The sequence below is a fragment of the Rhizobium sp. YTUHZ044 genome, from assembly GCF_051123975.1.
GTDB lineage: Bacteria > Pseudomonadota > Alphaproteobacteria > Rhizobiales > Rhizobiaceae > Rhizobium.
Window position 1 is genome coordinate 1,991,722 of sequence record NZ_CP101426.1, and the last position, 12,855, is coordinate 2,004,576.

A 12,855-nucleotide genomic window follows, 5' to 3' on the forward strand; every position below is an offset into this window, starting at 1 on the left:
TGGCCGGAGCCAGCCGGCAGGTGTTTGCGCCGTTCCTAGCCGCTCCCGCGGCGATTGTCAAAGCGCGCGGCTGCGCCACAGCCAGGCGTCGATATGGCTCGTCCGGCCGCGCAGTTCCGTTTCCAGCGGCCCTTCGATCCGGCCTGATTTGAGGAGCACGCTGTCCGGGCCTGCGGCGCCGACGATTTCGGCGCTGAGCGCCAACTCCACGCCATGGCGGGCGGCAACCTCCATCAGGCGGCTTCCGACGTTCACCGTATCGCCCGCCGCCGTGATCTGCTGCCTGTCGCCGGAGCCGAGCCGCGAGGCGACGATCGGCCCGCAATGGGCGCCAACCTTGAAACCGATGTTCTTCCCGGCAAAGCCCCCCTGCGTTCGAAGCCAGGCGCGGGTGCGCTCGCAGAGCCTGACCGCGCAGTCGATGGCTCGGGCGGCATCGTCGTCGGCGGCTTCCGGTAGGCCAAACAGGATCATCGCCCCGTCGCCCATGAAGCTGGTGATGGCGCCGCCATGAGCGCGTGCCTCCTCGTCGATGATTTCGAAAAAGCCGCTCAGCACCTCGCTCACCTTGACCGGTCCTACATTTTCGCTGAGGCCGGTGAAGCCCGAGAGATCGATGAAGACGACGGCCGCGTTCTGGCGCACCGGCGCGGCAAGGAAATTCGGATGGCGCGCCAGCCATTCGCCGAGGCCCGGCGCCTCGATGCGCTGCAGTAGCGCGCTCTGTTCGGCGAAATGGCGGGCGCGGCCGCGGTCGAGCCAGAGCTCGGCTGCGCCGAAGATCAGCGCCGGTGGCAGCGCTGCGGCAATCGGCAGGGCGGCACTCAGCCAATAGCCATGCGCAAAGGCCGCCAGATTGAGCATCGCCCAGACGATCAGCGCCAGCACGATGATGGCGTAGCCCGCAGCACTGCGCCGCCAGGCGGTCAGCGAAACCAGCATGACCGACAGCCCGACGGCGGTGCCGGCATCGATCAGCCTGGTCCTGTGGTCCCGCACCATGCCGTCGCCGGTGACGAGATGGGTGATCGCGGTCGACATCACTTCGACGCCCGGCATGACGGGATCGAACGGCGTCGGGAAGACGTCGCCGCCGCCGGTGACGGTCGAGCCGATGACGACGATGCGGCCGGTCACCGCATCCGCCGCCAGCTTGCCTTCGAGCGCATCGGCGGCGCTTGACGTGGCGATGCTGCCGCGCCGGCCATAGAAGGTCACCGGCAGGCGCTGGCCCATATCCGTGGGAATGCGCAATACTCCGAGCATGATCGCATCGCGCTCGATCGTTGGGTCGACACCGAGCGCCACCGAGGCGGCTCGCAGCGGAAAAGCCGGATCCAGCCGGTCTGCGGCGCGCGAGATAAGTGGAATGAAACGCGGCGTGCCGGTCTGGTCGGTGGCGACATTGACGACACCGACTGCGGCCGCGCTGGCAAAGCGGGGAAGCGGCAAGAGAAGCTGATCTGCCTCGGGGATGGCGGCAAGCGGATCGTCCGCCAAGTCGGTGACCTGCTGCCGGCTCTGCGCAAAGGTGGCCGCCGCCGCAATCACGCTCGGTCCCTCTCCAAGGGCAGCGGTCAGTGCTGCATCGCCCCCCTCCGGTCCCGGATCGAAGAGCAGGATGTCGAGCGCCAGAGCTTTCGGCTTCATAGCGTTGATTGCATTGACCAGACGCGCCAGCGTCGCCCGGTCCAGGGGATAGCCGTGGGCCGCCGCCGTACGGTCGTCGATCGCGATGATCGAGACGACGGGAGGCGGCGTCTTCGCTCCGACGACGATGCTGCGAATGTCGGCAAGCGAGGCCTCCATCCGATCGAGAAGGCCTATCCCGCCATTGAGATTGAGATAGCCGAGCGCCGCGCCCCAAAGACCGGCGACCAGCAGCGCGATCACAGTCAGCAGGCGATGACTCATGGCATTTATTGGCCGAGCCGGGCGAGAAGGGCGGCGACACGCGGTGCTGGCCAGCGGCGCACAACCAGCGGCTCGGTTCCGCTGCTGACATCGACGCCCTCGCCCGGTGACAGCACCACCGGCTCGCCGGCAGGCCGGCGGACGGCCACGCTGCCTCTGATGACGAGGACCGAGGTCTTGTCGCCTGCGGCGTCGACAGCCCATTGTGTGCCGCGCACGGCAGCGATCGCCTGCGGTGTCACCACCTGGAAACCACCGGCGTGCTGACTGCCGTCGACATCGACGAGGATGGCCTTGCGTCGCAGCGACGCCGAATCGGGACTGCCGTCACGATTGCGGTCGGAGAGCCGGAAAGACGCACCGGCCTCCGCCGTCACCTTGACGCCGCCGGGGCAACTGAGCGTCTGGCGGGCACCACCATCGCGCGAGATCGCGCAGCCCGCAGATTGCGCGAGTGCCGCGTCATGCGGAGTGACGCCGGCAGCGAGCCCAACGGCAAACAGCTTGAGAAATGTCATATTCATGGAAAGCCCCCGTGACCGTGCGGAACTGCTTCAGCGAAAGCGCCCGCCAACCGTCTTCTTCCATGCGAGGCATGATAGCCGAATTCGGATATTTCCATAGGCGAAAAAAAGCGGACCGCGCATCCTCAAATGCTGCTCTTCATATGGGGCGCCGGTCCGGTATAACGCGCCCGTGGCCGGATCAATTCGCCGCTTTCGATCTGCTCCATCGCATGCGCAAGCCAGCCGGTGCAGCGTGCAAGCGAAAAAATGATGATCGGCGCCTCTCTCGGCAGATCGAAGGCGGCCGCCATCGCGGCAAGTGCGAAATCGATATTGACCTTTTCCCCGACGATCTCCTCGCCCCTATCCCTGACCTCGGCGAACTCAGGCGGCAGTGGAAATCGCGAAAGCAGCGCCAGCGCCCTGATATCGCCGTCCGGATAGAGCGGGTGACCGAAGGCGGATAAGCGATTACCCTGGGCAAGGGTACGGCGGATCGCCTGCGCCGGACCGAGGGTGCAAGCCGCCTCGATCAATGCATCGACGCCCTGCCAGGCGGCGCCATGCAGCGGTCCCGTCAGCGTCGCCAGGCCGGAAAGCACGGCGGCCGACAGTGCCGCACCCGATGAGGCGGTGACTCGTGCCGCAAAGGCCGAGGCGTTGAGTTCATGATCGGCAAGCAGCACCAGGGCGCGACGCAGGCAATCGCTGGCCTCCGGCCGCTGCCAGCTTGCCGCAAGCCTGAGATGCAGCGGTCGGTCCGAAGCGCCTGGCGCCAGCGCATCTGCGATCGTGGCGAGAATCCCGTGCGCCTCGCGCCGGAGTGCCGCCGGCGAGCGGCCAAGCGACGGCAGGTCCAATGTCACCCGCCCTGCAAGCGCCAGGAACGCGGCCTGAAGCGATGGAGGGCCATGCGCGGCCGCGGTAGCGGAGGCGGGCGTTTCCGCTCCGTTCCAAAGCAATGCCGCCGTCTGCTCCAGCGTCGCCGTCTCGGCGAGATCGGCCACATCCTTTCCGCGATAGAAAAGGCGTCCGCCCGAAACGGTGGAGATTGCCGAGGAAAGCACGGGATCGCCCCAGCGGATCGTCTCGGCCGCGACGGTTTCGGCCTTGCGGCGGCCGGAATGGCGATCTGCAAGCCGCCGCACGTCGGCAGCGTGATAGAGGCTGCGGCGCGGATCGGCGGGATCAGGCTTGGCGCGGATGCGCCCTCGGCTGACATTGGCGTAGAGCGTCTGCGGTTTGGTCTTCAGCGCCTGCAGCGCCTCCTCGGCAGTCAGCCACGACATCACGGCCTCACATTGATCAATTGCGTCAAGATTGACGTCAATGAAACTAGGTCGGATCATTCGAGCCGTAAAGGAGAAACCCATATGAAAAACGGCTTGGAAGATGTCATTGCCGCCGAAACGCAGCTGTCGGATGTCGATGGCGAAGCGGGTCGACTGATCATCCGCGGCGTATCGCTGGATCATCTGGTCGCAGACGGCACCTATGAGCGCGTCGCTGCACTGCTGCTCGACGGGTTGATGGAGCGAAGCTTCGATGAGGCGCTCTTGCGCGACTGGCTGGCACAGGCACGAACGAAGGTTTTCGCCAATATCAAAGCCGCCGACGCCGCCTTGATCGCCCTGCCGCCGGTCGATGCGATGCGCGCGCTGATCGCCAGGCTGGCGGATGGTGAGGATTTCGACACCGCCCTCGCCCTTCTGGCAGCACCGGCAGTCTTCCTGCCGGCGATTCTCAGGCTGCAGCGCGGGCAGAAGCCGATCGCGCCCGACGCCTCGCTGCCGCAAGCGGTCGATATCCTGCGCATGCTGACCGGACGATTGCCGACCAGGGAGCAGACGGCGGCACTCGACGCCTATCTCGTGACGATATCAGATCATGGCCTCAACGCCTCGACCTTCGCATCGCGGGTTGTCGCCTCGACGCAGGCCGGCCTCACCTCTTCGGTTCTGGCGGCGTTGAGCGCACTGAAGGGGCCGCTGCATGGCGGTGCGCCTGGTCCCGTCCTCGATATGCTGGATGCCGTCGGAACGCCTGGTAATGCCGGCACATGGCTTGCGGATGCACTCGATCGCGGCGAGAGGCTGATGGGCTTCGGCCACCGCATCTACCGCGTTCGCGACCCGCGCGCCGACGCGCTGAAAGGCGCTCTGAAGCCTTTGATCTCGTCAGGCCAGATCGACAGCGCCCGCGGCGAACTCGCCGAAGCGGTGGAAGCCGCCGCATTGGCAATCCTGAAAGCGCGCAAGCCCAACCGGCCGCTCGACGTCAATGTCGAATTCTATACCGCGCTGCTGCTCGAGGCGCTCGGCTTCCCGCGTCAGGCCTTCACCGGTGTCTTTGCAATCGGCCGTACGGTCGGATGGCTGGCGCATGCCCGCGAACAGGCGCTCGACGGCCGGCTGATCCGGCCGCGTTCGGTCTATATCGGGCCGTTGCCGGCCGCTGCCTGAAATTGGAATGGCGGATTAGCCAGATCGCGCATAACCGCGCGATCTGGCGCCGCATGCGTCAGACGAGACGGCTCTGTTCGGTCGCCGCTTCGATGAAGCTCGCAAACAGTGGATGCGGGTCGAGCGGCCGGCTCTTCAGTTCCGGGTGATACTGCACGCCGATGAACCACGGATGGTCAGGATATTCGATCGTCTCCGGCAGCACGCCATCGGGCGACATGCCGGAGAAGACGAGGCCGCAGCTCTCGAGCCGGTCCTTGTAGTCGATGTTGACCTCGTAACGGTGGCGATGACGCTCGGAAATATCCGTCGAGCCGTAGATATCCGAGATCTTCGTGCCCTTCTTCAGCGCCGCCTTGTAGGCGCCGAGGCGCATGGTGCCACCGAGATCGCCGGCCGCCGTGCGCTTTTGCAATTCATTGCCCTTGACCCATTCCGTCATCAGGCCGACCACAGGCTCCTTCGCCGGGCCGAACTCGGTCGATGACGCATCCGGCACATCGGCAAGATTGCGCGCCGCCTCGATGACGGCCATCTGCATGCCGAAGCAGATGCCGAAATAAGGCACTTTTCGTTCGCGGGCAAAGCGCGCCGCATGGATCTTGCCCTCTGAGCCGCGCTCGCCGAAGCCGCCGGGCACCAGGATGCCATGCACCTTTTCGAGATAGGGTGCGGGATCTTCCTTCTCGAAGACCTCCGACTCGATCCATTCGAGCTTGACCTTGACGCGATTGGCAATGCCGCCGTGATGCAGCGCCTCGATCAGCGACTTATAGGCGTCCTTGAGGCCGGTATATTTGCCGACGATCGCGATCGTCACCTCGCCTTCCGGCGTACGGATGCGATTGCAGACCTCTTCCCACTGGTCGAGACGCGGCTTCGGCGCCGGCTCGATGCCGAAAGCGGCCAGCACTTCGTCGTCGAGTCCTTCCTTGTGGTAGGCCATCGGCACGTCGTAGATGTTGGCCACATCAAGCGCCTGGATGACGGCCGACGGACGCACGTTGCAGAACAGCGAGAGCTTGCGGCGCTCGGCTTCCGGAATTTCGCGGTCGGCGCGCACAAGCAGGATATCGGGGTGAATCCCAAGCGCCTGCAGCTCCTTCACCGAATGCTGGGTCGGCTTGGTCTTGAGCTCGCCGGCCGCCGGAATGTAAGGCATCAGCGTCAGATGGACGTAGACGGCGGTGCCGCGCGGCAGGTCGTTGCCGAGCTGGCGGATCGCTTCCATGAAGGGCATTGCCTCGATGTCGCCGACCGTGCCGCCGATCTCGCAAATGACGAAGTCGTAGTCCTGATTGCCCTCGGTGACGAAATCCTTGATCTCGTTGGTGACGTGCGGGATGACCTGCACCGTCGCGCCGAGATAGTCGCCGCGGCGTTCCTTGTCGATGATGTTCTTGTAGATGCGGCCGGTGGTGATGTTGTCGGTCTTGGTCGCCGAACGCCCCGTGAAGCGTTCGTAATGGCCGAGATCGAGATCGGTTTCCGCGCCATCGTCGGTGACGAAGACCTCGCCGTGCTGGGTCGGGCTCATCGTGCCCGGGTCCACGTTCAGATAAGGGTCGAGCTTGCGAAGCCGGACCCGATATCCACGGGCCTGCAGCAACGCTCCGAGAGCCGCGGCCGCAATTCCTTTTCCGAGGGAGGAAACCACGCCGCCAGTGATGAATACGTATCGCGCCATGGGCTTCACCGGATACCTTTTCAAAAACGATTCCGCCAGCCCCAAAAATTCTTTTCCGGAATTTTCGGAGGGTGGCGCGGGAATCTGAACAAAAGAAAACCGGCAGACCCGAGGGCCTGCCGGCGGTTTATGTCGAAGATCGGTTTACTGTCCCGTCGGGACGCCCGAAGGCTGAGCCGGCGCCGGCGCGGCCGGAGTTGCGGGCGCTGCCGGGGCAGTTGTCGCCGGAGCCGTCGCTGCCGGCGCAGTTGTTGAAGGCGCGGTGGCAGCAGGGGCCTGTGCTGCCGGAGCCTGCTGTGCGGGCGCAGCTGCACCGCTGCTCGGAACGCCATTGCCGGCCGGCGGGTTCGCCGGGGCCTGTGCACCGCCGCCGAGCGAATCGAGAATGCCGTTGCCCTGGCCGCTCGTCGCGGGGATGCGGTTGAGAATGTCGCTCGGACGACCCTCGTAACGCGTCAGTATGCCGAGGCCGAGCGAGGTGAGGAAGAACAAGGTCGCAAGGATCGCGGTCGTGCGAGTCAGCGCATTGGCCGTCCCGCGGGCCGACATGAAGCCCGAACCGCCGCCGATGCCGAGGCCGCCGCCTTCCGAGCGCTGGATGAGCACGACGCCGACGAGGGCAAGCACGATCATGAGATGGATGACAATCAATACTGTCTGCATGGGTCCAGTCCTGCCCGTCTGGAGACGGACATAAATAAGAATTCTGGCGGCTCTTTACATGAGGCTCTCGCCTATTCCAAGCCCTTCTGCCGGAATAAACCGAGCTATGAACAACGCGTCAGGCGAGCAGCGCCTCATAGGCCCGGTAGATGGCGAGGAAGTCGGCAGCTTTCAAGCTCGCTCCACCGATCAGCGCGCCGTCAACATTGGTGATGCCAAGCAGTTCCCCGGCATTGGCGGGCTTGACCGAGCCGCCATAGAGAAGCCGCATCTTACGGCCTTCGTCGCCGAAGCGGGACACGAGCTCCGCACGCATGAAGGCATGCGCCTTCTCAACATCCCCCGATGTCGGCGTGACACCAGTGCCGATCGCCCAGATCGGCTCGTAGGCGATGACTGTATTCTCGGCGGTTGCGGCATCGGGAACCGAGGCGGAAAGCTGGCGCTTGATGACGTCAAGTTCCTGCCCGGCGCGGCGTTCTTCGGCCGTCTCGCCGATGCAGATGATCGCAGTGAGATCGGAGGCGAAAGCCGCCTCCGCCTTGGCGCGGACCAGATGGTCCGTCTCGGCGTGGTCGGTGCGCCGTTCGGAATGGCCGACGATCACATAGGTGCCGAAGCTATCGGCGATCATCTCGGCCGATATGTCGCCGGTATGCGCGCCGGACGGCTTCTGGTGGCAGTCCTGCGCGCCGATCGCAAGCGGGCTGTCGGTGCAGAGCGCGGTTGCCACGTAGAGCAGCGTCGTCGGCGGGCAGATCAGCGCCTCGACCTTTTCGGCGAACGGCGGACGAACACCCTCGGCGATCGCCTTGATCTGATCCAGGGAGGCACGCGTGCCGTTCATTTTCCAATTTCCCGCCACCAGCGGGCGCACGTCAGGTGTCATGCCGGCCTTCCACAAACTTCATATCCCTGGCCGCATTATCAAAAGCTTGCGGCAAAGGAAAGCATCATGCCTCTGACGTAACGGGAATCTCTGCTATCTCGCGTATTTTTTGCCGAAATCCTTCGTCAGCGGCCGAGAACCCAGTTCAGAACCCTCCGCCAGTCGATCATCCGGATCGGCGTTCCGTGGTTTCCGGTCTGAAACAACGTGAAATGCGCCGGATATTTCGCCTTTTGCAGGCTCTCGAACAGCGCCTGCTGGTCGGCGGCGGCGTAGACCGGATCGCGGCTGCCATGCGCGAACCAGAGCGGCAGTTTCGCCTTGTAAAACGCGCTCCTGGTGAAATCGGGATCGGTGACACCGCTCATAACAAGCATGCCCTTCAGCCGCTTGACACTGTCGCCGTCACGCGCAACGCCCCAGCAAATCTGACTGCCCATCGAAGCACAGGAAAGGACGATCGGCCGGCCGGGCGATTGCGCGCTGGCATAACGGATCAGTCCTTCGATCGCGGCAACGCCGTTGCTGTCGAAGCTCCTGACCGTCGGCGAATAATAGACCCCGCCATTGCCGGCGACGAGGTTCTTCAGCCGGTTGAAATTGCCGCCGAAGCTGTAATCATTGGCCCCGAGCCGGCGGTCGCCATCGCGGCCGTGAATGAAAATCACCGTGAAGGCGGCATTCTGAGATGGTCCCACCCTGGTGACATCGAGCCTGATGCCGTCGAGCGAGAGGGTTTCGTCCGCCTGGGTCTTGCGGATGCCGAGCGACACATATTTCTGCTGCGCCCGCTTCTCCGGAATCTGGTCGCGGCCGTTGATATCGCGCATCTCGTCGTAGTCGATCACCTCGGAGGCGCCGCCGTCGCTCGTCTGCAGCACAGTCTGCCTCGAGAACAAATCGTCCTTGAAAGGCGGCAGGACGTCGGCTGCACGTGCCGGTCCGCCGGCGGAAAGGACGGCTGCTGACAAGAAAAACGCCGCAATTGCGGTGAAAACAGTGCAATGACTTGTGGACATTCGCATGCGGATGGTTTCCTGAAGCCTGCCGCCGCTTGCCATTCCGCGCCCGGCAACGCAAATCATGTCTCAAAGGCCGCCAAAAGAGGCGGTGTCGCGTATAGAGGTGCTTTCTGGCAGAATCTGCCTGATTCGCAAACGTGACATGAAATGCGGTGATTTTGGGTCGGCGGCGGATGCAAGACCCAAGACAGGATGAAGATCTGAACGGCTCCATGGACGACAGCAACGACCTTTTTTCCGGACTGCCCCTCTCCGAAAAACGCGAGGAGGCGCAGAAGCCTGCCGCGCCGAGCGAACGTCCGCCGGCGGCCGCTCCCTTAACGACCGTGCCCTCGGCGCCGGCGCGCCCGGCGCCTGTCGCCTCAAACGCGGATGACTATGGCGCCTCCTCGATCCGTGTCCTGGAAGGCCTCGAGCCGGTGCGCATGCGTCCTGGCATGTATATCGGCGGCACCGACGAAAAGGCGCTGCATCACCTCTTCGCCGAAGTCATCGACAACGCGATGGACGAAGCGGTCGCGGGACACGCCAATTTCATCGAGGTGCATCTCGACCTGCAGGGCTATCTCACCGTCACCGATAACGGCCGTGGCATTCCGGTCGAAAACCATCCGCAGGTGCCTGGAAAGTCGACACTTGAAGTCATCATGACCAAGCTGCATGCCGGCGGCAAATTCGACGGCAAGGCCTATGAGACTTCGGGCGGCCTGCATGGCGTCGGCGTGTCGGTGGTCAATGCGCTCTCCGACTTCCTCGAAGTCGAGGTAGCGCGAAACCGCAAGCTTTACCGCCAGCGCTTTTCCCGCGGCCTGCCGCAGGGCGGGCTCGAAGAACTGGGCGACGTCCACAATCGCCGCGGCACCCGCGTGCGCTTCCATCCCGATCCCCAGATCTTCGGGGAGCACATGAAGTTCGAGGCCGCTCGCGTCTTTCGCATGGCGCGCTCCAAGGCCTATCTGTTCGGCGGCGTCGAGATTCGCTGGAGCTGCGAGCCTGGCGTACTGCCTGAGGGGTCGGAGGTGCCCGACAAGGCCACCTTCCACTTCCCCGGCGGCCTGAAAGACTATCTCCAGGCGACGATGGGCAAGGAATTCACCGTCACCCGCGAGATCTTCGCCGGCAAGACCGAGAAGGCCAGCGGCCACGGCTCGATGGAATGGGCGATCACCTGGTATGGCGGCGATCCGCAGGTGCATTCCTATTGCAATACCATCCCGACTCCGGAAGGCGGCACCCATGAGGCCGGCCTGCGTATCGCGCTGACCAAGGGGCTGAAGGCCTATGCCGAGCTGACGCAGAACAAGCGCGCCGCCCAGATCACCACCGACGACGTGATGATCTCCGCCGTCGGCATGCTGTCGGTCTTCATCCGCGAGCCGGAATTCGTCGGCCAGACCAAGGACAAGCTTGCGACCGTCGAGGCCCAGCGCATCGTCGAGAACGCGCTGCGCGATCCCTTCGACCACTATCTCGCCGACAACCCGAACGAGGCGGCCAAGCTGCTCGACTGGGTGATCGAGCGCGCCGAGGAGCGCCTTCGCCGCCGCAAGGAAAAAGAAGTCAATCGCAAGACGGCGGTGCGCAAGCTGCGCCTGCCCGGCAAGCTTGCCGACTGCTCGCAGAACACAGCCGAAGGCGCCGAACTCTTCATCGTCGAGGGCGATTCGGCAGGAGGTTCGGCGAAACAGGCGCGCAACCGCGCCAACCAGGCGATCCTTCCGCTCCGCGGTAAGATCCTCAACGTCGCCAGCGCCGGCCGCGAGAAGTTCGGTGCAAACCAGCAGCTCGCCGATCTCATCCAGGCGCTTGGCTGCGGTACGCGCTCGAAATACCGGCAGGAAGATCTGCGCTACGAGCGTATCATTGTCATGACCGATGCCGATGTCGACGGCGCCCATATCGCCTCGCTGCTCATCACCTTCTTCTACCAGGAAATGCCGGAACTGGTGCGTGGCGGCCATCTCTTCCTCGCCGTGCCGCCGCTCTACAAGATCACCCAAGGGGCGAAGTCCGCCTATGCGCGCGACGACAATCATCGTGCCGAGCTGATGCAGACGGAATTCAAGGGCAAGGCCAAGGTGGAGATCAGCCGCTTCAAAGGTCTCGGCGAGATGATGCCCGCCCAGCTCAAGGAAACCACCATGGACCCGGCCAAGCGCACCTTGCTCCGGGTGCTGATCGACGAGGTGGATTTCGAGGGCACGCGCAGCGCCGTCGACGATCTGATGGGCACCAAACCCGAGGCCCGCTTCCGCTTCATCCAGGAGCGTGCGGCCTTCGCCGAAAACCTTGATATTTAAACACGTCTCAGGCGCGCCGAACGATCTGACAGATACGCCCGGCGCGCCGCATTTTAGCATCTGCGATTTCACGGAACTGACGAAGAACCGTAACAACTCCGTCAAATAACCGGCGCATGAAGCGGACGGCGCGCGGACCTCCCCCGGGAATGGCGCCTGCGCCGGTTCGAGCCGTTTTCAACCTTTGCCGGATTTTTCCATGACCAAGCGTTTTGCTGCGACCGCCGCTTTCGTTCTCCTGTCCAGCACCGTCACCGCCAGCGCCACCGACATCGGCGCCACCTTCGAAAGCGCCTGCCCCTTCGGCGATTGCGCCGCCGGCATTTCGCTCTCCTATCTCGGTGAATTCGTCATATCCACGGGGCACATGGAAAACGGCGTCGAATTCGGCGGCATATCAGGCCTCGATTTCGATGCCGCCACCGGCCACTATATCGCCATCAGTGACGACCGTTCGGACAGGGCACCCGCCCGCTTCTATGAACTCGACATCGATGTCGATGCGTCGGGCCTCAAGGGCGTTTCCGTCGTCAAGCATGTGACGCTGAAAGACAAGACCGGTGAACCCTTCGCTGCCAAGACCGTCGACCCGGAATCGATCCGTCTCGGCAAGGACGGCATCTACTGGGGCAGCGAAGGCGACGCCAAGGTGCTGCTGCCGCCCTTCATCCGCGTCACGACGCCGGACGGTTCATTCGTACGCGAGTTCAAGCTGCCGGAGGGCTTTGCTCCGACCGTCGACAAGTCGGCCGGCATCCGCGATAACCTCGCTTTCGAGGATCTCGCCGTCGCGCCCTCAGGCGACGTTTTCGTTGGCGTCGAAGCCGCCCTCTATCAGGATGGGCCGAAGCCGTCGCTGACGACGGGCAGCCTGTCGCGCATCATCCGCTATGACGGCGCAACCGGCGAGCCGAGGGCTGAGTATGTCTATCCCGTCTCACCGATCCCGCAGGCCGCCACCAAGGCCGACGGCGGCAACGACAACGGCATGTCGGAAATGCTCGCGCTTGACGATCACCGCCTGCTCGCCGTCGAGCGCAGCTACGCGGAAGGCTTCGGCAATAACATCAAGATCATGATGGTCGATCTCGCCGACGCCACCGACATATCCGCCATCGCCTCCCTCGCCAACAGCGCCCAGCGTGTGGTCCCCGCCCGCAAGAGCCAGGTTCTCGATCTCAGGGCAATCGGTCTCGTCCCGGACAATATCGAGGCGATGTCGCTCGGAAAGGCCAAGGACGGTACCGACGTCCTCATCCTCGGCTCCGACAATATTTTCTCGACCCACCAGAAGACGCAATTCTACGCCTTCAAGGTTCTCAGCCGCCCGCGGCAGTAAGACGCCGCGTCTGACGGCCGAACAGTGATGCTTTATATCGGCTTTCGCGGCGCGGACCTTGAAACCGCCGGGT

10 protein-coding genes are annotated in these 12,855 nt (G+C 64.0%); 3 read left to right on the forward strand and 7 right to left on the reverse strand.

Translation table 11 applies throughout. The features are described 5' to 3' along the window. Window positions 1-57: 57 nt before the first annotated feature. From NL154_RS09920 to NL154_RS09930, 3 genes are all read right to left on the reverse strand, one after another. Window positions 58-1,914, reverse strand: coding sequence for a CHASE2 domain-containing protein (locus NL154_RS09920; RefSeq protein WP_434733975.1), 1,857 nt, complete (start codon window positions 1,912-1,914; stop codon window positions 58-60). A 5-nt stretch (window positions 1,915-1,919) separates the two neighbouring features. Beyond that, window positions 1,920-2,438: a FecR domain-containing protein gene (locus tag NL154_RS09925; protein ID WP_210631256.1), complete on the reverse strand. Its 519-nt coding sequence runs from the start codon at window positions 2,436-2,438 to the stop codon at window positions 1,920-1,922. 125 nt (window positions 2,439-2,563) lie between these two features. Next, a complete protein-coding gene (locus NL154_RS09930; protein ID WP_434733976.1) occupies window positions 2,564-3,709 on the reverse strand; it encodes a citrate synthase in 1,146 nt (381 codons plus the stop codon). 84 nt (window positions 3,710-3,793) lie between these two features. Here NL154_RS09930 and NL154_RS09935 point away from each other — a divergent pair, with 84 nt between their 5' ends. Further along, window positions 3,794-4,882 carry a citrate synthase/methylcitrate synthase gene (locus NL154_RS09935; RefSeq protein WP_221164966.1) on the forward strand — a complete coding sequence of 363 codons (1,089 nt, stop codon included), beginning with the start codon at window positions 3,794-3,796 and terminating at the stop codon, window positions 4,880-4,882. A gap of 58 nt (window positions 4,883-4,940) precedes the next feature. On the opposite strand, the gene NL154_RS09940 is transcribed toward NL154_RS09935, so the two are convergent. The 4 genes from NL154_RS09940 to NL154_RS09955 form a co-directional block, all read right to left on the reverse strand. Next, window positions 4,941-6,569: a CTP synthase gene (locus NL154_RS09940; protein ID WP_064806148.1), complete on the reverse strand. Its 1,629-nt coding sequence runs from the start codon at window positions 6,567-6,569 to the stop codon at window positions 4,941-4,943. 144 nt (window positions 6,570-6,713) lie between these two features. Then, on the reverse strand, window positions 6,714-7,232 hold the full coding sequence (gene secG, locus NL154_RS09945; RefSeq protein WP_434733977.1) for a preprotein translocase subunit SecG: 519 nt from the start codon (window positions 7,230-7,232) through the stop codon (window positions 6,714-6,716). A gap of 118 nt (window positions 7,233-7,350) precedes the next feature. Beyond that, window positions 7,351-8,121 carry a triose-phosphate isomerase gene (gene tpiA, locus NL154_RS09950; protein ID WP_434733978.1) on the reverse strand — a complete coding sequence of 257 codons (771 nt, stop codon included), beginning with the start codon at window positions 8,119-8,121 and terminating at the stop codon, window positions 7,351-7,353. Between the two features lie 125 nt (window positions 8,122-8,246). Continuing rightward, the gene (locus NL154_RS09955) at window positions 8,247-9,146 is read right to left on the reverse strand and encodes an alpha/beta hydrolase (RefSeq protein ID WP_434733979.1); all 900 of its coding nucleotides are present in this window, start codon (window positions 9,144-9,146) and stop codon (window positions 8,247-8,249) included. A gap of 209 nt (window positions 9,147-9,355) precedes the next feature. Between NL154_RS09955 and parE the strand changes: the two genes are divergently transcribed. Both parE and NL154_RS09965 read left to right on the forward strand, forming a co-directional pair. Continuing rightward, window positions 9,356-11,443: a DNA topoisomerase IV subunit B gene (gene parE / locus NL154_RS09960; protein ID WP_434734162.1), complete on the forward strand. Its 2,088-nt coding sequence runs from the start codon at window positions 9,356-9,358 to the stop codon at window positions 11,441-11,443. Window positions 11,444-11,642: 199 nt separating this feature from the next. Continuing rightward, complete coding sequence (locus NL154_RS09965; protein ID WP_434733980.1) at window positions 11,643-12,782, forward strand: esterase-like activity of phytase family protein; 1,140 nt, start codon at window positions 11,643-11,645, stop codon at window positions 12,780-12,782. Window positions 12,783-12,855: the final 73 nt, after the last annotated feature.

What these genes read in the sequence shown, in the direction of transcription:
- NL154_RS09920 (WP_434733975.1), bottom strand. Translation starts at nt 1,914, where the DNA reads ATGAGTCATCGCCTGCTGACTGTGATCGCGCTGCTGGTCGCCGGTCTT.
- NL154_RS09925 (WP_210631256.1), bottom strand. Translation starts at nt 2,438, where the DNA reads ATGAATATGACATTTCTCAAGCTGTTTGCCGTTGGGCTCGCTGCCGGC.
- NL154_RS09930 (WP_434733976.1), bottom strand. Translation starts at nt 3,709, where the DNA reads ATGTCGTGGCTGACTGCCGAGGAGGCGCTGCAGGCGCTGAAGACCAAA.
- NL154_RS09935 (WP_221164966.1), top strand. Translation starts at nt 3,794, where the DNA reads ATGAAAAACGGCTTGGAAGATGTCATTGCCGCCGAAACGCAGCTGTCG.
- NL154_RS09940 (WP_064806148.1), bottom strand. Translation starts at nt 6,569, where the DNA reads ATGGCGCGATACGTATTCATCACTGGCGGCGTGGTTTCCTCCCTCGGA.
- secG (WP_434733977.1), bottom strand. Translation starts at nt 7,232, where the DNA reads ATGCAGACAGTATTGATTGTCATCCATCTCATGATCGTGCTTGCCCTC.
- tpiA (WP_434733978.1), bottom strand. Translation starts at nt 8,121, where the DNA reads ATGACACCTGACGTGCGCCCGCTGGTGGCGGGAAATTGGAAAATGAAC.
- NL154_RS09955 (WP_434733979.1), bottom strand. Translation starts at nt 9,146, where the DNA reads ATGCGAATGTCCACAAGTCATTGCACTGTTTTCACCGCAATTGCGGCG.
- parE (WP_434734162.1), top strand. Translation starts at nt 9,356, where the DNA reads ATGGACGACAGCAACGACCTTTTTTCCGGACTGCCCCTCTCCGAAAAA.
- NL154_RS09965 (WP_434733980.1), top strand. Translation starts at nt 11,643, where the DNA reads ATGACCAAGCGTTTTGCTGCGACCGCCGCTTTCGTTCTCCTGTCCAGC.